Source organism: Rickettsiales bacterium (genome assembly GCA_025210695.1).
GTDB lineage: Bacteria > Pseudomonadota > Alphaproteobacteria > Rickettsiales > CANDYO01 > CANDYO01.
On record JAOARE010000012.1, the window covers coordinates 1 to 22900 of the forward strand.

The following is a 22900-nucleotide window of genomic DNA, read 5'->3' on the forward strand; positions in this document are numbered from 1 at the left end:
TTCTACTTATGCTACTTGGTGGATTAGACAGGCTATTACTCGTTCTATTGCCGATCAAGCTAGAACTATTCGTATTCCAGTACATATGATTGAAACAATCAACAAAATTATTAGAACTTCTCGCCAAATGCTTCATGAGCTTGGTTATGAACCAACTCCTGCTGAATTAGCTGATCGTCTTTCTATGTCAGTAGATAAAGTAAGAAAAGTTTTAAAGATAACTCGTGAACCTGTGAGTTTAGATAATCCAATAGGGGATGAAGATGGTGGCTCTTTAGGTGACTTTATTGAAGATAAAAATGCAATGGCTCCATTAGAAGCATCCATTTTAGGAAATTTACGTGAAACAACTACTCGTATTTTATCTAGCCTTACTCCAAGAGAGGAAAGAGTGCTTAGAATGCGCTTTGGAATTGGTATGAACACTGACCATACTTTAGAAGAAGTTGGGCAGCAGTTTTTTGTAACCAGAGAACGTATTCGTCAGATTGAAGCTAAAGCTCTTCGTAAATTAAAACATCCAAGCCGTTCAAAGAAGCTTCGTGGATTTTTAAATAGCTAGATTATCATTGGTTAGAGGGAATTTTAGAATGTACATATCATAATTTTATTCCTTGAAATAAACTTATATGGTAGAATAATATATTGTTGTATTATTTTAAGGTTTGAGATTATGTCTACGAATGAAGAAAATTTTAAAGCTATAGAAGCTAAAATGCTCAAGCAGAAAAAAGCTTGGCCTTCTAAACTAACTCAAGCATGTCTTGATAAGGCCATAAAAAATATTGCTCCTATATTAGATCATAGTAAATCTCAGCTTTCTAGTAAATCTCGGCCTCCAAAATTACCTGATAAACCATCAAGAACTAGAGGATAATGATGAAACAAGATCATTTTATTGGAATTGGATTTAAATTATTGAATTGTTTGTTATTTCCTGTGATGAGTTTAGTTATGCTCCATTGCACAGAAACAATGGGCTTAATTCAGGTTTTATTTTCTCAGACATTAATTGGTATGATTATTAGTCTAATATATTTGTTAGCTACCAAGAAGAAAATTTATTTTTCTATGCCCAAAAAAGATTTTATATTGTATATAGGCAGGGCTGTGAGCAATTTTGCTGCTATGGTGGCCTGGATTCTTGCTTTAAAAGAACTGCATATTAATGAAGCTACAGCTCTGGGATACACTGGCCCGTTATGGGTGTTCATAATGGCTCAATATATAATAGGTGAGAAGTTTAATCCTAAAATATTGATATTAATTGCTGTGAATATGATAGGAATGCTAATTATATTAAAACCCTCATATCTTGATATGAAATGGGAAGGAGTGGTTTTAGCATTAAGCTCCATTTTATTATGGTCAATTTATGAGGTGATTTGTAAGAAACAAACCTATAATCAGCATTATATGCTGCAAAGCTTTTATTTTCTTGGTCTTTCATCGGTGATGTTAGCTCCATTTGCAATAGCGCAGTGGCAACCAATTAATTTATATCAGGGAGGTTTATTAGTTAGTATTGCTGCTATTGCTGTAGCTAATATTACGGTAATATTCTTAGCTTATTCTAAAGCTCCTTTAATGTTACTTTCACCATTTAGTTATACTAGATTGGTATTTACCGTAGCTATCATGGCATTGTTTTATAACAACCCTCCAAATATCTCAACCTTTGTTGGAGCTGCCATAATTATGCTTGCTAATGGGTATATAACATATAACCTAAAGAAAGTTGAGATATAGTTATATCAATTTTAGTGATCTCCATCACAATTTGGATCTGTGCATTTTCCTACTATTGTTTTTGCAAGCCAAATTGGAAGAGAATCTGCATTTGGATCGTTTTGATGGCTATGCTCTTCATTTTCTCCATCTTGCTTTGTGCATAGCAGGCAGAATTCTATTTCTTGTGGTGGGTTTAGAGGAGGAGGTAGGAGCTCTTCATCTCTTCCATCTTCTTTGTTTCCTAAGACAGATTCTGAAGTTTCTGAAGTTATTCTTAGTGGTATTGGTTTTAGAACGGGAGATTCTTCATTATCCAAATCAATCTCTTCTTTTATGCTGTCAAATAGAGGGTCTGATTTTTTCCAGATATGGGTGGATGAAGCTCTCATCATTTTTTTAGAAGGGCTAGGTGTGGCTACTAGATTTATTTCTCCTTGGAATTCAGGGCAGGAAAAGGCCCTTGCCATAGCGGGGTATGTAGTTTGTGCCGTTGTAGATTCATATATGATTTCTTGTTCTTCTTGAGTATATTCTTCTCCAGAACAATCTACCAAAGTACCAATTACTTTTTGGAGTATTTGATCATCAGTTTTTCTTGAAGGAATAATCCACTCTAATCCCTGTTTACCAAGACCCCCCCATAGCAGCACTGGTTTATTGTGTGAATGGTCACATCCCTTGTTACTGCATTTATGATGATCTGGTTTAGCATCATTTGTTGGATCAGAAGGATTGTTAGATTTAGGAAAATAACTTTTCCAATCAATACTGGTTATTCTTGTATAAATTGCTGTAAATGTTTTTGCAAGAGCAATTTCTGTTAAAAGTTTATATCCTATATTCCATTTGTTTTCGTATAGATAATTAGTCCAAGCAGGATCTTCATGATTTAAGCATATCCCTTCATCATCATTACCATTTTTCTTTATTGCTGAATCTTGATTTTGAAGTGATAGTTCTTCAATTCTTTTATCATTTAAAGCTTCTTCTTCTTTAGTATTATAGTATAGTCCTAATTTAATTCTTAAATATGCATAAGTTTTTAAAGGTATGCTGGCAAGATGTCTGTTATTGTATAAAGTAGAGAACTCTCTTATGGTGTGACCGTAGGCATCAACAAACTCCATATAGCTTTTAAAAAATTTAATATATTGATTAAAATCTAAATCTTTAGCTTTTTCTACATTGAAAATATCATGAAAGGTAAAAAATTCAGCAATGTTACTGATGGTGTTATTTTCTCCTAGGATCATTCTGGGGATGGATGATATTGAGTATAATCCTTCTAATGGATTTATTCCTGATAGCTCGGCTCCTTCAGTAATTAAAGACTTTCCAGGTATGTTATTTAAGTAAGTATTATTTAAAAAGGGAGCAATCCATGGGAAAATTATAGCAGCAGTGGTTTTTTGTACTATATGGGATTTTAGATGATGAAGGAATCCACCAGAACAGCATTTAGATATTTTAATTTCATTTGCTGAATGTCCTAGCTTTATAGCTTCTTCAAAACCTGAGTCTAAAATTCCATCTTGGGCTGAATCTAATCCCACTTGTTCCCAAGCTATTTCTGTGGAAGCTTTATAAAGATATCCATAGCCTGTATAAACTTGGGTAAAATAATTAGGTATTGCTAAAAGAAATTCGTATCCTTGCTCTAGATAGTTTCGAAAATCCATAGGCTGTACTCCTTTAAATATGAGGTGTTGAGTTTAGCTGATGTTACGATATAACATAACTACTTTATGGTCAAGCTTGTTGGTGGAGATTTTATGCGTATAATCAGCTATTAGTTCTTAGTTGGAGAGCTTAGATTTGCAATTTTCTAGCTTGTCAAAAAATACTTCTTCTAATTTTGATTTATCTGATTGAATTCCAGCTTCTAATAGGTCGTTATTAACGTGATCTATAATTGGATCAAAGTCTTTGGAGGCAATGCTCAAGTCTATTAAAGATTTTGTATAGATGTTGATGTCTTTAGGTGCCATTTTCATTTCTTCAGCAGCCCATAGGCCGAATAATTTACTAGCCATAGCTTTGGCTTTGAATTCTTTTTCTTCATCGAGGATAAATTTAGTTTCGAATGATTTTTCTCTTTCTTTTAGTGTCATGATAATTCCATATATATAGTTGAATATAAGGAGTATATGACACTAATAGTTAATAATACGTGAAGAAAAAATTATTTTTCTTGTAATGCTTTTTTATACATATCTTTATAGTTTAGTAAGGCAAAAATGGTTACACCTACAAATGCCATTATATAAAAGGCTGGTGATGTGGGGGATCCAGTATAAGCAATGAGGTTTAAATATATAAACGGAACAGTCCCTCCAAAAAGGGCGGCACTAATATTATATGATAAGGCTAGTCCAGTAAAACGAATGTTAGTTGGAAATAATTCAACTAAAGCTGCTGGAATTGGTCCTAAGTAAGCTCCAAGAGCAATTCCAAACATCACTTGAGCAAGCAATGGGTAAAAAGTGCCTCCTTTAAGCATTATAAGGAAAGTCGGATATGCTGATATGGCAATAATGATGGCAGTAATAAATAATACGTTTTTTCTACCATATTTGTCAGATAACCATCCGGTTAGGGGCATTGATAATATAAATGCAAAAATAGCTATTCCATTGATTACTAAAGCATCAGAGAGTTTAACCCCAGCGTGTTGCTGTAGGAAAGTTGAGAAAAAAGCCGAGAAGGAATAGAAAGGTACACATACTGTTAAATATAGTGCCATTGCTATTAATAGCTCTCTCCAGTGATTTACAAGAACTTCTCTGATAGGAGTTTTAGAGATGTTACCATGCTTTTTTGCGGCTAAATATATTGGGCTTTCACTAATATTGTTTTTGATATAGAAGGCTACCATACCAATAACAAGGCTAATAATGAAAGGTAATCTCCACCCCCAAGTCATAAATGCTTCTTCAGGTAGTAAGCGAGAGAATCCTAAAGAAACAGCAATTCCTAATAATACACCAGCTCCAAGGCTAAACATGGTGCTACTACCAATAAGTCCTCTTTTGTTAGATGGAGAATGTTCAACTATAAATGTTATACATCCACTAAAACCACCACCCAAGGCTAGTCCTTGGAATAATCTCATAAGAGTAAGAAGAATTGGTGCTGTTACTCCAATTTGTTGATAGGTGGGGATAAAACCAATCATAGCGGTTGGAATTGCCATCATCAGGATAGAGAATACCAAAGCAGCTTTTCGGCCAAATCTATCTCCTAATACTCCAAACAGTACCCCACCTAGTGGACGCATTACAAATCCAACAGCAAATATTCCAAAAGTTGCTAGTAAGGATGTAAATTGGTCATCTGATGGAAAGAATAATGGACCAATGATTTTAGCAAATTGAACATATAGTACAAAGTCATACCATTCTAATGCGTTAGCAATCATACTTGATATTAAAATTTTTCTCATTTAATTCTCTCCTTATAGAAGTAAAATATAACAATATTTTCTTTTAGTCAGAATAATTAGCTATAAATAAATAAACTAAAAAAACAGTTTTTGGAAGTAAATAATGTAGTAATTGATAATATTAAGCATTGTTATTAGTTGATTTTTGCAAATTTTGAGGTGTTATTTTCTAGTTCTAATGATATATGGTCCACTAAATTTTGTTCAATAAGTGCATTACATATTATGTATATTACAATACTTAAAATAATTGAGAATATTACTAACAAAATACTGGGTTTAGAATTAGTAATAACAGGTTCTGAAGTATTAAGGTCCGGATTTTTAGAAACTGGTTTAATATCTATATCTTTTAATCCTAAATATTTAAGATATTGTTTTAAATATCCATAATAATAGCTTTCTGCAGCAAATATATCTACTTGATCATCTTCGATAGCTCTAAGATATCTCTTGCTTATTTTAAGATCATTAGCTACATCTTTTATTTTAAGAGATCTTTCTATCCTTTTGTCCTGAATTATTTTACCTAGCTCAATCATTAAGATCCTTAAATTTTCCTATTATTTAGATAATAAAAGCTATAAAATACATAGTCAATAACTATTAATAATTGATGAGGTTAATATGATATTTAAATTGAATTGGGAAAAATCTCAAAAACAGCATCAACTACCGGAGGGGGTAATTGAGAGAATGATTGAGGTGGCTTTTCCAGATAAAGAAATAATATCTTCTAAACTAATTGCCGGAGGATGTGCCAATTTAAATCTAATAGTTCAGCTTAAGAATGAAAGTGATCCAATTATTTTGCGTGTTTATCTTAGGGATAAAGACTCTGTATATAGAGAAAAGAGGATAGGTGAGCTTTTAAAAGATACAGTCCCTGTTCCGGAAATTAATTATATTGGTGATATTGAAAATTATCGTTTTGCAATTGTAAAGTTTATGCCTGGTATTGCTTTGCGAGATTTGCTTTTATCAGATAAAGACTATAATTTAGAAAAAATTATGTATGAAGTGGGGAGTTATACAACAAAAATTGCCTCTCATAAATTCACTAAATCTGGATTTTTTAATAATAAGTTAGAAATTGTAAAAGAATTACCGGAAGGTGGTTTAAAAGAATTTTCTGTATCATGTTTGGAGCATCAGAACATCAAGAAATACTTAGGAAAGGATATGATTTCTAAAATCAGATTATTGCTTAATTCTATACCTATAATCAAAGATACAAATATTAATTTAGTTCATGCAGACTATGATCCAGCGAATATTTTAGTTGATAAGATTGATGGTAAATGGAAAGTTTCAGCAATTTTAGATTGGGAGTTTGCTTATTCTGGTTCATGGGTAAATGATGTTGCTAATATTCTTAGATATTCACATAAAATGCCTGATAGTTTTAAATTATCTTTCCTTAGGGGAATAGAAGACAATGGTTTTAAGTTACCAAAAGATTGGCAGATTATAGTTCATCAATATAATCTAGCTTCTATGTTAGACTCTATGATACGACATGATTTAGAATCCTGCCCCAATATAAGACAGGATCTCTGTGAGTTAATTAATCATGTTGTGGTTGAACTTTCTGGCGCAGAGTGGGAAAAGCTATAACCTCCCTAATGGAAGCGGAGTTAGTTAGGATCATAGCTAAACGATCAATACCAATTCCAAGTCCTCCTGCTGGAGGCATAGCATGCTCTAATGCAGTGATAAAATCTTCATCAACATGATGTGCTTCATCATCTCCTGCATCTCTTGCTTTAACTTGTTGCTCAAATCGGTTGAGTTGATCTATGGGGTCGTTAAGCTCAGAGAATCCATTAGCAATTTCCCAGCCATTAATGTAAGTTTCAAATCTTTCAGTAATTCTTGGATCATCACTACAGATTTTTGCTAAAGGTGAAATTTCAGCAGGTAAATAAGTAATATGGATTGGATCGATTAAGGATTCTTCCACTTTTTCTGCAAAAACTGCCTCTAATGATTTTCCCCATCCAAAGCTATTTTCAACTTTTACATCTAAATTTCTTGCAGCTGCTCGTGCTTCTTCGTCAGAATGAATTGTCATGAAATTCACACCAGTTTTTTCTAATACCAAGTCACTCATTGAGGCTCTTTTCCATGGTGATGAGAAATGCAATTCTTTATCTTCATAATTCACAATAGCAGATTTGTTTATCTTTTTAACAATTTCGTTAATGATATTTTCGGTTAATTCAATCATTTCTTCGAAGCCAACATATGCTTGGTAAACTTCTATTGAAGTAAATTCTGGATTATGTCTTGTTGAGATTCCTTCGTTTCTAAAGCAGCGGTTGATTTCAAATATTTTCTCAGATAATCCACCCACTAGAAGCTTCTTTAAATATAATTCTGGAGCTATTCTTAAATATAATTCCATATCAAGAGTATTATGATGAGTAACAAAAGGTTTAGCTATAGCCCCCCCAGGGATAGGGTGAAGCATAGGTGTTTCCACTTCTAGGAAATCTAAATCAGTTAGATGTGTGCGGAAAGCCGAAACAATTAGAGATCTTTTGCGCAAAATTTCTTTTGACTGATCATTAACAATTAAATCAACATAACGTTGTCTATATCTGGTTTCAACATCGTGAAGACCGTGATATTTCTCAGGTAAGGTTAAAAGTGATTTTGAAAGCAAAGTAAGTTCACTAGAATCAATAGTGATTTCACCTCTTGGAGTGCAACGAACTTTTCCTTTAACTCCAATTATATCACCTAGATCAAATGTTTTAAGTAATTCCTGCTGAGTCTCATCTAAATTATTTTTATGAGAGAAAATCTGAATCTTATCACTATCATCATGTAAATCAATAAACATACCATTATTACGAATGGACATGATTCTTCCAGCAACTATAACAACATCTTCTGTTTTTTCTCCAGCAGTAAGATCAGCATATTTATTGAGCAAGTCTTTGGCTTTAGAATCCTTCCTAAAATTAGATGGATATGGATTTATTTTGAGATTTCTTACGGCATCTAATTTATTAAGTCTAATTTGACGATAATCAGTAGTATCGTTGTTTTCTGTGGTCATTTTATTTTAAGCATCCAAGAGGTTTGTTGATTGCTTGAGTATATTAACAATGATGGAATCTGTAAAGAGTAAGAATTACTTTTTTGCACCGCTTTTAATAAGCGCTTCTAAAGCTATTTGGTTTTCTTTATGGGCAGCATAATGCAAAGGAGTTAGGTTATATATATCTTTTTGATTGATTATATTGGGAGATATTGATTCAAATTTAGCAATAGTTTTAAGCCAGTCTTTTTTAGTTAAATTTGTAGTGAAGCACAATGCGTGTAGTGGAGTCATTAAATCTTTATCTGAAGAAATCTCCACTCCATTATCTAAAAAATAGATCAACATTTCCTTATTACCAAATTGGGCAGTGAAGTGTAGAAGAGAATATTTAGTGTCGCTTTGGTTTATAAGAGATTGGTTGAGCTTGTTTAAATCAACTTGATTGCCAGCATAATCTTTTTCTAAAATAACTTTTGCTAAATTATTGTAATGATCACTCACTGCTAAACCTAATAGATCTGCAATATCTCCAGTTAGGCTGGTAAGTTTTAGATCTTTAATAAAAGAGATTATGTCTTTCTCTTTTTCCTTATTATAATCTTCCTTCCAGGCTTCAATAATATTTTTTAAATTCATGAAATATATTATTTATTAAATATGTAAAAATATATTGTACAACTAATAATACAAAAGATCTATTATTTCTAAAATTCTTCTGTATTAGTATTTATTCCATCGCCAAGAAGAATAGGAGTGGTTGAAGATTTATCTTCAGTAGAATATACATATGTAGGAATTTTAGAGGTTACTTCGGATATAACTCTGCTTACCAATCCATTAACCTGAGCGGTCATGCTTGGAACATCCAAAGATTCACCACAAGTTGTTGATACTATATAATGATTAGTAGTGCCTTCACCACCGTCAACTGTAATTTCTACAAATTCATCTTCTTCTCTAAGATCTTGTATTTGCCAAGGAGTTGGAAAATCATCATTTCCAGTATAGTGAGTGTTAGTGGTATATTTTGTTAATATTGTTCTAATGCTTGATCCCAACTCATAGTTTAGGTGAAAATCTCTTCCTTCAGGTATGTTAGTCTTCCAAAAAAAATTATCACCGTTGTTATTACTAACCACAACGCTAACAAAGTTAGTAATTGCTTTAGTAGCTACATTTGATAAAAATTTTATAACATATGGTGAGTTTTTTATAAGATAACTTGTATATCTAGTGGGGGGGAACAACATGTATAGGCTCCTATAAAATGATTATAGAGATTTCAACTAAAGATAGAATATACAGTGGTAGGATAATCTTTGTCAATATTATTTCTAGAATTCAACTTCTTAATTGACAAAATCTATGATGGGGTTAAGATTTTATTTTTAAATTTTAAGAGGTTAAATAACTTATGAGATTAGCTAACAGAGCAAATGATGCTTTAAGAAATGTTTCTATTGATGTCAATGTTAATAAATATGCAGAAGGATCTTGCTTAATAAAGTTTGGTGATACTCATGTGTTATGTACTGCCAGTATTGATGAGAACTTGCCTCCTTTCTTAAGAGGAAAAAACAAGGGGGGCTGGGTAACTGCTGAATATTCGTTATTACCAAGATCTACAGATTCAAGAGTTAGAAGAGAAGTATCTCAGGGTAAACCTTCAGGAAGAACTCATGAGATTCAGCGTTTAATTTCTCGTTCACTTAGATCTGTTGTAAACTTAAAAGCTTTAGGTGAGAGGCAAATCTTAATAGATTGTGATGTTTTGCAGGCCGACGGTGGAACGCGTACGGCAGCTATTACCGGTGGATATGTGGCTTTATATTTAGCTTTACAAACTTTAGTTGAGAAGAAAGTTTATCACCGCGTTCCTTTAACATCTCAATTGGCAGCAGTTTCTTGTGGAATTATAGGAAAAGATGTTCTTTTAGATGTTGATTATAAGGAAGATAGCAATGCAGATGTGGATGCAAATTTTGTTATCAATAACCAAGGAAAATTAATTGAAATTCAAGGAACTGCCGAACAAAATCCATTTTCTGAAGAGCAGTTCTTAGAAATGCTAAGATTAGCTAAAGCAGGAACTAAAGAACTATTTGAAATACAAAATAAGGCCTTGGGATTATAGATAACATGGAAAAGTTTATTGTAGATCATGAAAGACTAAGTGAAGTTCTGCCTATGGTAGGAGCAGGGGGTGAAAACTCTCCTCATGTTCTTCTATTGATGGGGGGGATGTCTCCAGAGCGAGAAATTTCTTTAATGTCTGGCAAAGTGGTTATGGATGCTTTATCTAGCATGAATTACAGAGTAACTCCTGTGGATATGGGGGCAGATATTGCTGAGGTTGTTAGGAAAATTAATCCTGATGTAGTGTTTAATGCTCTTCATGGAACTTTTGGTGAAGATGGCTGCGTGCCTGGAAAATTAGAAGTTTTAGGGATTCCTTATACTCATTCAGGTGTTTTAGCATCGTCAATTGCTTTAGATAAAATCTTATCTCAAAAAATATTTATAGCTAGTGGAATTAAATGCCCTAAGCGCGTTGTAGTTTCTAAAAATGATGATTTAAATCATGAGCCAATTGCAAGGCCTTATATTATTAAACCAGTGGATCAAGGTTCATCTCTTGGTGTGGAAGTGGTTTTTGCTGAGGACGATTATCACTTAAGTCAATATGATTTTGCTTATGGTGATAAGGCAATCATTGAAGAATATATTGAAGGACAAGAAATTCAAGTTGCAGTGCTTAATAACAAAGCTGTAGGAACTTTAGAAATTGTTCCTTTAAGGGGAAGCCGTTTTAATGATTATGATTGCAAATATACAGAAGGTTATGCAAAGCATGTATGCCCGGCTAATGTTTCAGATTCTGCCAATAAGAAGATGCTATCAATTGCAGAAAATGTGCATAAATTGATTGGTTGCAAAGGAATTACTCGTGCTGAATTCAGATATAATAAAGAGACAGATCAGGCTTATTTCATTGAAATAAATACTCATCCAGGACTAACCTTGCTTTCATCTGCTCCGGATATTATACAGCGTAATGGTATAAGTTTTAATAAGTTTATTGATATTCTAATTAAGGAAGCTTTAGATTAGACGAGCACCTTTTGCAAGTTGTCCTTTTATATTTGGGGTGCTAGGAGCACTGTTTTTATCTTGCTCTTGAAAAAATTTTTTCATTGATTCTAACTTTTGCTCAGTAGTTTTTCTACGCTTCCAGGATTTTACAGCAGTGACTCCTATACCTAATTCCTTGTCAACTTTCTGTACTTTCTGTTTAGCTTTGTTTATTTGAGCTATAGTGAATGCACGTTTTTCGGAGTCAAGGGCTGCTGCCATTGCATGGGATCCTGCATTTTTTTCTGCTATAAGTTCAATAAGGCTTATGTTATTACCATTCTTACCTTTTACTAGAGTTTGAAGAGTTTGCTTATCCATTTCTTTTATAAGTTTAGCTATCTCCTTACTTTTACTTTTAGTAGTTATAGCTCCTTTGGGATTATTAATCTTGTTAACTACTTCATTCAATAGTTTTTCTTGGTTTTGCTTTTGCTTTTGCTTTTGCTCTTCTCGTTTTTTCTGCCTTGCTTCCTCTATTAGTTCTTTTTGAGTTTTTTTTCCTGCTGGTTGAGATGAAGTAACTTGTTTTTTTTGTTCTACTTTCTTTGGTTGTTGTTTTTGTGGTGTTACTACTTTTTCTGGTAGTTTAGGAGCCCCCTTATCTAAAGCAGCTTGCATAACCTTTTGAGGCATTTTTTTTGCTTCCATAAATTCTGTTATGCTTTTATCGTCCACTTTAATTTGGAGAGTTTCTTTATCTAATGAGTTTATTTTATTTACTATGTCTTGTGGATCAGTCTCTTCATTTCTAACCATTTCAACCAAAGGATTAATTTTAGTTTGTCGTTCTTTCTCTTGGTCTTCTTGCTTATATTTAGACTCTTTGGCTTTTGCAGCTTCTAAAACTTTTGGATATATTTCTTTTTCCTCTAAGTGTTTTATAAGACTTTTATTATTTACTTTTAGCTCAAAGGAAGCTCTATCTAGTTTGTTTATTCTGCTTATTAATTTTTCTTCCTTATTTTGTCCCTCATTAATCTTTTCAACCAAGGAATTCATATTTTTTTGCTTTGATGCGGTAATGGAAGAGTTTATCCTGTCTCTTTGCTGGGAAATATGTTGATCAAAATCCTCTTCGTGCTGTTGTATGGCCTTATATGTAGTTCGTTCATTCTCTCTAGATGTTAGCGCTTTGCCAATGTTTTCTTTGCTGCTTGCAGCCCATTTTGTATAGTCAGTTTTGGTAACCTGTTCGCCATCTTCTGTCATTGACAAATATGTATCGCTTCTTAGCTGTTCGGATGTGTATAATCCAGATTCCTTAGCTTCATCTAATTTATTGCCAACAACTTCAAAATTTTGGTTTCTTAAGGCTGTCATTGTGGCTTCTTGAGGGGATGCAATTCGTGCTTCTTCTTTAAATTTTCTTAAGTTGTTTATGCCTAATTCAAGCCCCCCTAAGTATTCTTCCAGATCCCTTTTCTTTTTTAATAATGGGCTTAGTTTGTTATGTAATTTTTCATTTTCCTCGATTCTTCCGGTTATAGCAGCTTTTTCTCCTTCATGAGAAGAATAAAAAGTTGTATCTTCTCTTGGATCTCCTCTTTCTATTTTCTCTTCAACCTTAGCTAGTGCAACTTTTTCTATTGCTTTTTCTTGTAGAAAATAGTCAACAGGTATATCGGTTTCATTCTCTATACGATTTTGAAAGATATTATATTCTTGACCTAGTTTATCATTAACTTCATTAAGTTCTTTTTGTTTTTGCTTTTTTTCAGTTTCTTTTTCCTGGATTCTTTCAGCAAATGCTTTCTCTTGAAGATAAGCTTCTTGCTCTTTTTCTAAATAAATTGGTTCTAAAGCTTCTCTTAATTGTTCTCGTCTATTTATTGCTGCTTTTAAATTAGTATGGCTCTCCTTATCTTCAAATATTCTTGTACTTAAAGATTTTACCTCTTCAGATAATGCTTTTTCTTCTTCTGGTGATAAAGAAATATCAGGATTTTGTAGTTTCTTGCTAGTTTGAGTAAGTCTCCTCTCATTAGCTGAAATATTATTTGTATATCTAGTTAGAGCTTCTTTTTCATTATCTCCATGGGATTTAATTTCTTTTTCAGTTTCACGAAGTTCTTTCTCTAGATATTCTGGATCAATTTCTTTTAGTTCTTCTTTTCTTTTTAAGGCTGTCTCTAATTGGCTAAAGCTCCTTTGATTTTTTGAAAGATCTGCTTGTAAAGAAGCGATGTCTTTCAATAGATTTTGCTGATTTTCTGGAGAGAGATCAGCTATATCTTGCATTTGATTATCAGCCTCAGCGAGTTTATCTGATATGATAGCTATATTGGCTTTATATTCAGCTAAAGCTTTTTCAGGTTCGGTTCCATGTTTAGCAATTTCACTTTTAACTTTGAGTAATTCTTCTCTTTGTTCTTGTAGTTTTGGATCTTGGACGGGAGGAGATATATCATTTGAATGTTGACGTTTAAGTTTAGCTGCTGTTGTAATATTATGGATAAAGTCATCGCTTTGAGATAATTCATAAAGAGATTCAGCAACCAATCTCTCTCTTAATGCTGCTTCGGCTAAGTCATATTTACGTGATATTTCGCTTCTAGTTGGATCCTGTTCTTCTGCCCCCACTATCTTCCTAAGTCTGTTTTTTGCAACATTACCTTTATATTCTAGTGATTCAGGGTCTAGATCATTATATGTTTTATATTCTGGGCCATTTTTTCTGCGTTGTTCAATAGTATCGAGAGTTTTATTATTAGCTTCTTCTTCGTTCATCTCGCCGACTGATTCTGCTACAGCTCTTCCAGCTGTGAGTCCTATCTCAACTGCCGCGCCTACAGGATTTATCATTGATATAAACATTGCTGGATTGCTGCTACCTAGCATTGCAACGCTATTCATAGCAAGATTTTTGGCCATAACCTCTTTAAAACTTTCCTGTTCTTCTTCTGGTGTTTTAGTGGGTGTTTTATCTTTTATCTGTTTAGTTTTAGTTGTTTTACCAAGTGCGCCGCTTTCTTTAAGAATGGCTCCAACTTCTTCGTTGCTGATATTAGGATCATTAGCTTGGCATTTTAGAGTTATATCATTTATGAGTTTATCTTTATTTTTTTTATATTCTGCATATTCTTTTAAGTGACAGGCTTCATCATGCTTTACTCTTAGTTGATTAATATCATATGCTGCTGCGCCAATTTCTCCAGCAGCTGCCCCTGCAGCTATACCAATTCCTATTGGGCCTGCGGCTGTTAATAATGTTCCAGCGGCAATTTTAATTCCAGCCAGAGCTGCAGGACTAAACACAGCATCTACTGTTTTTCCAGAAATTTTTTTAGCACCTCTTAGAACAGCGCTATCATTGAGGGTTTCTGAAAAACCTTCTTGAAATGGTTGAACCATATTTTGTAGGTTGTTAGCCATTGAATTGATTGCTTCAACATCTCCTGATTGGACAGTTTTTTGAATTTCTTCAGCAATTTCTGCACCACCTTGCATATCATCTGAATTAGAGGAAATGAATTTGGTAAATTGATTCAGAAGGTCTAACGCATCTTGTGGATTCATTTATTGCTCTTTAAATTAGAGTTAAAACTATGTCTATTATAATTATTTACTAAAATTACTAATAATTGAAGAGGTATTTTCCAATAAATACGCAGTTTAAGATCCAAATTAAGTAAAATATAGATATTTGTAGTAATTATAGAACTATAAGCTAGTGTTGTTAGTTAATTATTTATTAATAAATATTGTATATTCTCAAAATGTTGAGTCAATTTAAAGGTATATAAACATGTCAAAAGATCCTCCTCCAATTCCAAACTTTCCTCCACCTCCAAATTTTCCTCCACCTCCAAATGTTCCTCCTCCTTTGACTCCTCCTCAAGAAAAGCGCGTGAGCATAATAAAGGATGCTAAAGAAGATTTAAAACAATGGGAGATTAGTCCAATATCAAGAGACGAAGATGCTTTAAAGAAAAGAGATGAGAATGACATCCGTTTATCTACACTCTCCTTTAATGCTGGAGAGATGAAAAAAATAAGAGATGCCACTATTAAGGCATTTAAGGATGATTTTGCATATAGTAAATCAGATCAAAGAGAGAGTCGTTATCCAAATCAAGGTCCATTAGATATTATTAATTCTATAGCAGCAGTTTTAGCTGATAAAAAACCTTCTGTGAAATTAGGCGAACAACAAAAAGAAGAATTAATTAATAAGATTAATGATACATACAAAGAATGCAAAAGAAATTATCAAGATACTCACATACTTGGTGTAAATAAGAATAATAAAGAAAAAGCAAAAACAGCAGCAGCTATGGTATTAAGGGTGATGAAGGTGGCAATAGGAGCTGTTGGTGCTGCAATTGGCAAAGCTGTATCTTATTTAGGTAAGAGAGACCTTGAGAAAGGCATGAGAATAGAAAGAGAGGCTAATGAGAAAATAGCTAAGTTTGATGAATCTAAATATGAAGATTATAATAATCCTGAGATAGATAAGCTTGAAGAGGAGAGGAAGCGTGGCGAAGAGATTCAAGAAAAAGCTCTTGATAGTATGAGTATAAAAATAGGTAGTTTTCTTTTTCAGGGAGCTGATATGGTGGAAAGGATTAAACAAAAGAATATGTCTGTTGCAAATACTGTTAGCTCTGCATTAAATATAACTAGTGGGAAAAAAAACAAAGGTAGATCTAGAGGATAATTATTTTTGTTTATAATCAATTCCTGACCCTAGGAAATCAAAGACTAGGTGTTTTTTATCTAAATTAACTTCACTGATGAATTCTTTGTTAAATGGCAAGAATATAGTATCTTTTTTATCTAGAATCTGCATTTCAATAATATCACCTGCACCAAAATTATGTATTTCAATAATATGCCCATGAATTTTGTTGTCTTGGTCAATAATGCTTAGCCCTTCTAGGTCTCTGTTATAATATTCATCTTCTTTTGTTGGGGATAACATTTCTTTAGTGATATATAGCTCTGTTCCTATAATTTCTTCTGTGTGGTTGCGTGAAGTATTATGGTTAAAGCTAATTACAAAGACATTATCTTTTTGTCCATTATTCTTAATTTTATATTCTTTTAAGTTTTCATCATAAAGACAAGGATAGTTAAAAATATTTTCAGGTGGAGAGGCATAAGATATAACTTTTGCTTGTCCGCGAATTCCATGTGGTTTTGTTATTTTAGCTATATAAATTAGGCTTTTATCCATAAATAAGGAGGCGTCTATCTTACTATTAGAACTGACACTTCAGAATGTCTGGCAACTTTTGCGACATTAGGCCCAAGAAGATAATCTTTGCGATTAGGGTGGCTTGCTGACATAACAATAAGATCAATTTCATATTTTTCAGAATTTTCTATTAATTCTTGATACACTACACCACGTTTTACTAAGATATGAGGTTTTATATTTTCGGGGATGTTTTTAGCAACTATTTTATCTAAAGATTCTCTAGTTTTTTGAGCTATTTCTTTAGTCCATCCTTTTGGTAGATAATCTTCTACAACTCCTAGGCCAAAGGTTGGTATTACGGATAAAAGCCACAATTCTGCATCAGGATTTTCCTTTAGCATTGATATGCATATAGGTAGTGGTTTTTTCCATGAGTTAGAATCATTAATATCAACGGGTAATAAAATTTTTTTAAATGACATTATATCTACCTACTCTTTGTCAGTATAACTTGTTTATATCATGTAATTTTCAATCGAACAATTTTAGTTTTAATTCTATCTAAATATTAAGTTAAATTATTTTTTTACTGTTGTATGAAAGATATTAGCTATAATAAGTTTCCTTATCTAGTTCGCCTTCGTTTTTATCTATAATCAGAGTTACTGTTGCATCTCCAGTTATATTGATGGTGGTGCTTATCATGTCTAATATTCTATCAATACCAGCAATTAATGCTACTCCTTCAATGGGGATGTGAGCGGCTGTTAGAACCATAGGTAGCATAATTATGGTAGATCCCGGAATTCCAGCTCCACCAATAGATCCTAGGGTGGCAGTTAGAATTATTACAGTGTAATCATACATAGATAGGTCTATTCCTGCAACTTGAGCAAAGAAAATGGCGCACATTCCTAAACGAATTGCCATTCCATCCATATTCATAGCTGCTCCTAATGGTAATATAAATGAAGTGCTCGTATTTGAGATGCCTAATTTTTCACGACAAACCTTCATGGTGGTAGCAAGTGTTGCTTTACTAGAGCTGGTAGAAAGAGCTAGGGCTTGATATTCAAAGCTTTTTTTGAAGAAGGGAAGGGGAGACAGTCTGCCAAAAGCATAGATAAATAATCCAAAGAATAAATATTGTAGAGTCATTCCCAGTAATACTGCTATAACAAGTTTTAATAAGTCATTCAACACGTCTGCACCTTGTGTTCCAACAACCCAGCCAGTTAATGCTAATGCTCCATATGGAGAGAACTCTACAACTATGGACACCATTTGAAAGACTAATTTTGAAAGCATCTGGAAAACATCGATAAGTCTTTTGCTTAAATGCTTCATTTTTAGGATAGTTACACCAGTAAATATGGCAAAGAATACCACTTGTAAAATGTTTCCTTCAGCCATAGCCGCTATTGCATTGGTTGGAATTATACCTGTGAATAATTTCAGTAAACTAAAATCTTCCATGGCCTGAGCACTTGAGGAGCTTATAGTTGCCGAAGAAAGATCTAAATTACTTCCAATTCCTGGTTCAAGCACATTTGCTAAAGAAAGTCCTGTGATAACCGCAAAGGTAGTGGTTGCAAGATATGCCAAGCAAGCTTTCATACCAATTCTTCCAAGAGCAGATGGGTCGCTAATATTTGTGATTCCAGAAATTAAAGAGAAAAAAATCAAAGGAACAATAATCATTCTAATGGCGTTTAGGAATAAATCACCTGCTGGTTTAATATATGCTGCTTCTGGGCCATTGATCACGCCATAGATAATTCCTAGAAATAACCCTAAGGCAACTTTATGCCAAAGCTTCATATCAAAGTAGTTGATAGCAAAAACAAAAATTGCAGGTACTCCACCTAATTTCAATGTAGATAGTACGAATGTAATGATTGTTTCAAAGGTCAATGATTCCACTAAGTGCTCCTAACTTGATTAATGTATCTTATAATTTTGTATATAGTTTATACAGAAAATATTCTATTTTGTCTAGGAGTAATTAAATTAGGCTTTTCTCCCACTTTTTAACTATTAAATTATTATTTAAAAAGTGAGAGAGGTTATAATTGTTCTAATTACTATTTGAATCATCTATTCCTACCATAGCTTGGTCTTGGTCTGAATTTGGTTCACAATTTATATTATCTTCATTTAATTTTGAAGAAAATAATAATGTTTTGATGGCGTTAGCTCCCTTTTCGGCAAGATAGTCAATTAATTGTTGATTTAGTTTATATGCTATCTTTATTCCTGTAGAAAACAATGTTCCTTGAACGGTTCTGGCCACAAATACCAACATTGGATGTTGGGTTTCAAAAGCGGATTTATAATTACTAGGCATAATATCCTCCTCGGAGGTTGGGGTTAAAATAAAATAGTTTTTAGTATCTAAAAATCGTTTTGATACACTATATATTATACTTAATTTAAATAATTAATACTATACTTTTGTGTATAAAATAGTAAATTTGTTGCGTAAATTAATACACTTTTGCTCTTGTATTGTCTTCTAAGATGGTTCACCTTTTTAGGTTATATTATATTTTAAGGGCAAATATTGATTATATCTGATTCAAAATCACTAGCTACCCCTGTTATTGTTAAGGGCGAGGAGTTCTCCGTTGAGCACATAGTTAATGTAGGATAGTTATCGCATATTTTATATGTTATGTATTCAGTTACAAATGGTTCTAAGTGATAGGCTATTACTAGAGGAGCGGTGGTAAGAATTAGTTCTTTTGTGGAATGTGTTGTGTAGTCATTGTCTAAAATAGTCATAAATGCACTCCATATTTTGTTAACAACGCATAGATATTATATATTAAAATTAATTAAATATCAACAAATAGTTGCATAATAGGTGTATTTTGTATGACAATAATATAGATATTTAAATATATTGGCTAAAGAAATCTTCTATATAGTTTTTTACTTCTGCTGCTCTATTAAGTTTATTAACTTTGAATCTAAAATCAGCTGATGAAGTTAAGCCTGAGCTATACCAACCAATGTGCTTTCTGGCCATTCTAACCCCGCATTCCTCTCCATAATGATCTATCATATGGTCATAATGCTCTAAAATAGTTTCCAGTTTTTCTTTTGTAGAAGGATCCTGGAGGCGCTCTCCTGTTTTAAAGTAATGCATTACTTGATTAATAAACCAAGGTTTGCCATAAGTTCCTCTGCCAATCATCACTCCATCAGCTCCAGATTCGGCTTTGCACTTAACCGCATCTTCTATGCTTGTAATATCTCCATTTGCAATTACTGGAATAGATATAGCGTCTTTTACCTTTCTAATAAACTTCCAATCAGCTACTCCATTATATAATTGACATCTTGTTCTACCATGAATGGTGATCATCTTAATGCCAACATCTTCAGCTATTTTTGCTAAGATAGGGGCATTAAGAGATTGTTCATTCCATCCTTTACGCATTTTTAGAGTTACAGGAACTTTGACGGCTTTAACTGTTGCTTCTAAAATTTTAGCTGCAAGCTTTTCGTCTTTCATTAAAGCAGAACCTGCGTTACCACCAACTACTTTTTTAACAGGGCATCCGAAGTTAATATCTATAATAGGTGCGCCAAGATCTTCGTTTAATTTAGCAGCCTCTGCCATAACCTGTGGTTCGCATCCAGCAAGTTGAACGGAGGTGGTATCTTCAAATTCAGAAATAGCACATTTTTGCAGGGATTGTCTGGTTTTAATGATCATGGCTCTGCTGGCAATCATTTCAGAAACTACCAGTCCTGCACCAAATTTTTTAACTAAACGACGAAAGGGCATGTCAGTTACTCCAGATAGTGGAGCTAAGATAACTGGGGAGTTAATTTCTACGTTGCCAATTTGGATAGTCATTAATAAATCTCGTATATTTTTATTATATCTTTGAAATCAAATTATACAGAGTTTATTAAGAAAAAGGTCGCCTCCTACTTTAAAATGAAGCAACCTTTTATATTTATGAGGATAATTTGATAAGTTTAGCTACTCTTTCACTAGGTTGAGCGCCAACAGAAGTCCAGTATTGGATCCTGTCTTGTTTTAATTTTACTCTATCTGGATTGTCTTTAGAAAGCATCGGATTATAAGTTCCAATAATTTCAATAAATTTTCCATCACGTGGAGAAGTTGAATTTGCAACTACAACACGGTAAAAAGGTTTTTTCTTTGCGCCTAATCTAGTAAGTCTAATTTTTACAGCCATATTTCTCTCTATATATTATTTCATTTTCTTTTCAACAAAAAGAACGTGTTTTTTCGCTCTTGGGTCAAACTTCATAAACTCTAATTTCTTAGTTATTTTCTTTGGGTTTTTATTTCTTACATAGTAGTAACCAGTACCAGCTGTGCTTTCTAATTTAAGTAATACAGTTTTTTTTGCCATGATCTTCCTAATTAATTTGAATAAAGGAGCTAGTCCTTAAAAACAATTCTAGAATAAAACTACAGTTTTATAATAAATTGTCAATATTTATTTGGTTATCTTGAGCATTTTTTGCACCCTATGTGCAATTATTGCTAAACCTCCGTTACCCATAACATTTCCTATTGTTAAAATAGCATCTTGCAGAATATCCAACATAATAATAATGCTAGACATTTCTGGTGTGAACCCAAGTTTGCTTTGTAAGAATGGTAAAATAACAATTATTCCCCCTCCTGGAACAGCTGTGGCAGAGAATTTGGCTATGCAAAAATACATTACAAATATAGCAAAAGTTTCTAGTGATGGTATTGGTTGTCCAGATAGCATTAGGATTGTAAGAGCGGTTATAGGAATACTAACTCCATGACCAATCATATGAATATTTACAGTTGCGGGAATAATTAAGCGAGAAAATTGTTTATCTTGGGTGTTCTGTTCTGTAGCTACAATACTAAGTGGTACAGGAACTGCGCTGGAGATGGTGGAGAATCCGGTTAACCCAGCGGGTGCCATATTTTTTAAGCTCTGTTTGCATTTTTTCCAAGAGCAGCCACTGCCTATAAAATACATTAAAAATATATATGCTATCAAAGATATACAGATTAAAATAAAAACCTGGGCATAATTTTGTAATAAAATGCTAAGTTCTCCTTCATATTGCATCTTAAGAACAAATCCTAAAACATATAGAGGAAGAACAGGAATAAAGCATTTCTTTAAAAATAAATTCACAAGGTTTTGTAATTTATCAGCGAATTTTGATACTTTTGGCATTTTTAAATAACAGAATATAAGCCCAAGGATCAGTCCAGAAATCATTGCTTTATTGGAAGAAATAATTTGTGGAATGCCTAAGGAGAAATAACTAGTCATTTTTGAGTTTAAAGCAATTACTCCTCCTTCTGACATAGTTATTAGAGGAAGTATGGTTGCGCCAATTCCGTAGGATGTAAAAGTTACTAATGCATTTGAGAGTACCACCATAACTAAAATAAAAACTATTAATACGGGGGCGTTCTTCTCAAGTGATACTATGGCCGCAAAGATATAACTAAAAATCATTACAGGCAGTACTGTCATTAGAATTTCTTTTAATACGCAGCTTATTGTAAATAAGAAGCGAATGGTTGGTTCGCTTAGTTGATTGCCAAATAAATAAGCAAATAGAATGCAAAGAGCCAGTCGCAATGGTAAGCTTTTCATTAGCTTTTTTAACATAGTTTTTTCCTTAAAATAGATTTTTGTTTTAGTTTAATAGTCAATGGGTGATGGTTGTGTATTATGCCGCAAGGGCGGCCGCAGCTGCTAAGAAAGCAACAGATGTGCTATCTCTGTTTAAAAAAAGACAAGAGGGAATATATTTGTTTTTTAAAAGATGAACGCTCACCGTAATACTATTTAATAATTGTTTCTTAAGTTTTGAGGATATCCTAAGGAGAAGGGGATTGCAAGGAGTTTTTGATTTGGGAATGGTTCTGATGATAGGAATTATAGATTAACTCCTATCATTAAATAATTATTTGTTATAAATAATTTATCTCTAGAGATCACCTCCGTCACCACACTTGCCGCAGATATGTGCTCCAGTAAATGCTTCTGTCACGGCGCATGTAACTCCGCAAGTGTTTCCATCTTCATGCATATGTACCTCTTCTTTTACTACATTTTCAAAGGAGATAAATATGCCAGTGGCTGTAAGGAACATTCCGACAGCAGCTTTAGCTTGTGGGGTTTGAAGGGCATTATTAATATAAGGTCTAGCAATGAAAGCGGCTCCAAGAGTGAGAGCAAAAGTGCCAATTTGAGCCTCTGTGGTGCTAAAAAAATTTGAGATTTCTGACATATAGCTTGTAGTTGAGTTTTCTTCGTGATGATGAGCTAAGTGAGCTTCGTGATGAGCTAAGTGAGCTTCATTAAATTCTGAGAGACATTTATCTGACATAGTTTATTATCCTATATTT

25 protein-coding genes are annotated in these 22900 nt (G+C 33.2%); 7 read left to right on the forward strand and 18 right to left on the reverse strand.

Features of this window, described 5'->3' with window-relative positions; genetic code table 11:
- The 3 genes from N4A31_01480 to N4A31_01490 form a co-directional block, all read left to right on the forward strand.
- Positions 1-562, forward strand: a 562-nt coding sequence (locus N4A31_01480) for a sigma-70 family RNA polymerase sigma factor (protein ID MCT4634904.1), incomplete at its 5' end; no start/stop codon positions are given.
- Positions 563-673: 111 nt separating this feature from the next.
- A complete protein-coding gene (locus N4A31_01485) occupies positions 674-877 on the forward strand; it encodes a hypothetical protein (protein MCT4634905.1) in 204 nt (67 codons plus the stop codon).
- 2 nt (positions 878-879) lie between these two features.
- Complete coding sequence (locus N4A31_01490; protein MCT4634906.1) at positions 880-1749, forward strand: DMT family transporter; 870 nt, start codon at positions 880-882, stop codon at positions 1747-1749.
- Between the two features lie 11 nt (positions 1750-1760).
- On the opposite strand, the gene N4A31_01495 is transcribed toward N4A31_01490, so the two are convergent.
- From N4A31_01495 to N4A31_01510, 4 genes are all read right to left on the reverse strand, one after another.
- The gene (locus tag N4A31_01495; GenBank protein MCT4634907.1) at positions 1761-3410 is read right to left on the reverse strand and encodes a hypothetical protein; all 1650 of its coding nucleotides are present in this window, start codon (positions 3408-3410) and stop codon (positions 1761-1763) included.
- A gap of 117 nt (positions 3411-3527) precedes the next feature.
- Entirely contained in the window at positions 3528-3842 is a 315-nt protein-coding gene (locus tag N4A31_01500) for a DUF1476 domain-containing protein (GenBank protein ID MCT4634908.1), read from the reverse strand.
- A gap of 71 nt (positions 3843-3913) precedes the next feature.
- Positions 3914-5173: an MFS transporter gene (locus N4A31_01505; GenBank protein ID MCT4634909.1), complete on the reverse strand. Its 1260-nt coding sequence runs from the start codon at positions 5171-5173 to the stop codon at positions 3914-3916.
- A gap of 134 nt (positions 5174-5307) precedes the next feature.
- Positions 5308-5715 carry a helix-turn-helix domain-containing protein gene (locus tag N4A31_01510; GenBank protein ID MCT4634910.1) on the reverse strand — a complete coding sequence of 136 codons (408 nt, stop codon included), beginning with the start codon at positions 5713-5715 and terminating at the stop codon, positions 5308-5310.
- A gap of 85 nt (positions 5716-5800) precedes the next feature.
- Here N4A31_01510 and N4A31_01515 point away from each other — a divergent pair, with 85 nt between their 5' ends.
- A complete protein-coding gene (locus N4A31_01515) occupies positions 5801-6790 on the forward strand; it encodes an aminoglycoside phosphotransferase family protein (GenBank protein ID MCT4634911.1) in 990 nt (329 codons plus the stop codon).
- On the opposite strand, the gene lysS is transcribed toward N4A31_01515, so the two are convergent.
- From lysS to N4A31_01530, 3 genes are all read right to left on the reverse strand, one after another.
- A complete protein-coding gene (lysS, locus tag N4A31_01520; protein ID MCT4634912.1) occupies positions 6741-8240 on the reverse strand; it encodes a lysine--tRNA ligase in 1500 nt (499 codons plus the stop codon). The genes N4A31_01515 and lysS overlap by 50 nt on opposite strands.
- A gap of 75 nt (positions 8241-8315) precedes the next feature.
- Entirely contained in the window at positions 8316-8861 is a 546-nt protein-coding gene (locus N4A31_01525) for an ankyrin repeat domain-containing protein (GenBank protein ID MCT4634913.1), read from the reverse strand.
- A 68-nt stretch (positions 8862-8929) separates the two neighbouring features.
- A complete protein-coding gene (locus tag N4A31_01530) occupies positions 8930-9475 on the reverse strand; it encodes a hypothetical protein (protein ID MCT4634914.1) in 546 nt (181 codons plus the stop codon).
- Positions 9476-9639: 164 nt separating this feature from the next.
- On the opposite strand from N4A31_01530, the gene rph reads away from it, so the two are divergent.
- Positions 9640-10359, forward strand: a complete 720-nt coding sequence (gene rph, locus N4A31_01535; protein ID MCT4634915.1) for a ribonuclease PH — start codon at positions 9640-9642, stop codon at positions 10357-10359.
- 5 nt (positions 10360-10364) lie between these two features.
- Positions 10365-11336 carry a D-alanine--D-alanine ligase gene (locus tag N4A31_01540; GenBank protein ID MCT4634916.1) on the forward strand — a complete coding sequence of 324 codons (972 nt, stop codon included), beginning with the start codon at positions 10365-10367 and terminating at the stop codon, positions 11334-11336.
- Here N4A31_01540 and N4A31_01545 read toward each other — a convergent pair.
- The gene (locus tag N4A31_01545) at positions 11328-14876 is read right to left on the reverse strand and encodes a hypothetical protein (GenBank protein MCT4634917.1); all 3549 of its coding nucleotides are present in this window, start codon (positions 14874-14876) and stop codon (positions 11328-11330) included. The genes N4A31_01540 and N4A31_01545 overlap by 9 nt on opposite strands.
- A 229-nt stretch (positions 14877-15105) precedes the next feature.
- Between N4A31_01545 and N4A31_01550 the strand changes: the two genes are divergently transcribed.
- Complete coding sequence (locus N4A31_01550; GenBank protein ID MCT4634918.1) at positions 15106-16017, forward strand: hypothetical protein; 912 nt, start codon at positions 15106-15108, stop codon at positions 16015-16017.
- Here N4A31_01550 and rimM read toward each other — a convergent pair whose 3' ends face one another.
- The 10 genes from rimM to N4A31_01600 form a co-directional block, all read right to left on the reverse strand.
- Positions 16018-16536, reverse strand: a complete 519-nt coding sequence (gene rimM, locus N4A31_01555) for a ribosome maturation factor RimM (GenBank protein ID MCT4634919.1) — start codon at positions 16534-16536, stop codon at positions 16018-16020.
- A gap of 14 nt (positions 16537-16550) precedes the next feature.
- Positions 16551-16982, reverse strand: a complete 432-nt coding sequence (locus N4A31_01560) for a universal stress protein (protein ID MCT4634920.1) — start codon at positions 16980-16982, stop codon at positions 16551-16553.
- A 124-nt stretch (positions 16983-17106) separates the two neighbouring features.
- Positions 17107-18321, reverse strand: a complete 1215-nt coding sequence (locus tag N4A31_01565; GenBank protein ID MCT4634921.1) for a dicarboxylate/amino acid:cation symporter — start codon at positions 18319-18321, stop codon at positions 17107-17109.
- 256 nt (positions 18322-18577) lie between these two features.
- On the reverse strand, positions 18578-18847 hold the full coding sequence (locus tag N4A31_01570) for a hypothetical protein (GenBank protein MCT4634922.1): 270 nt from the start codon (positions 18845-18847) through the stop codon (positions 18578-18580).
- Between the two features lie 203 nt (positions 18848-19050).
- Positions 19051-19284, reverse strand: coding sequence for a hypothetical protein (locus tag N4A31_01575; GenBank protein ID MCT4634923.1), 234 nt, complete (start codon positions 19282-19284; stop codon positions 19051-19053).
- 112 nt (positions 19285-19396) lie between these two features.
- Positions 19397-20368, reverse strand: coding sequence for a tRNA dihydrouridine synthase DusB (gene dusB, locus N4A31_01580; GenBank protein ID MCT4634924.1), 972 nt, complete (start codon positions 20366-20368; stop codon positions 19397-19399).
- Between the two features lie 103 nt (positions 20369-20471).
- Entirely contained in the window at positions 20472-20717 is a 246-nt protein-coding gene (gene rpsP / locus N4A31_01585; GenBank protein MCT4634925.1) for a 30S ribosomal protein S16, read from the reverse strand.
- Between the two features lie 15 nt (positions 20718-20732).
- Positions 20733-20897 carry a 50S ribosomal protein L33 gene (gene rpmG, locus N4A31_01590; GenBank protein ID MCT4634926.1) on the reverse strand — a complete coding sequence of 55 codons (165 nt, stop codon included), beginning with the start codon at positions 20895-20897 and terminating at the stop codon, positions 20733-20735.
- Between the two features lie 87 nt (positions 20898-20984).
- Positions 20985-22157: a dicarboxylate/amino acid:cation symporter gene (locus tag N4A31_01595; protein ID MCT4634927.1), complete on the reverse strand. Its 1173-nt coding sequence runs from the start codon at positions 22155-22157 to the stop codon at positions 20985-20987.
- A gap of 322 nt (positions 22158-22479) precedes the next feature.
- Positions 22480-22881, reverse strand: a complete 402-nt coding sequence (locus tag N4A31_01600) for a hypothetical protein (protein MCT4634928.1) — start codon at positions 22879-22881, stop codon at positions 22480-22482.
- Between the last annotated feature and the right edge of the window lie 19 nt (positions 22882-22900).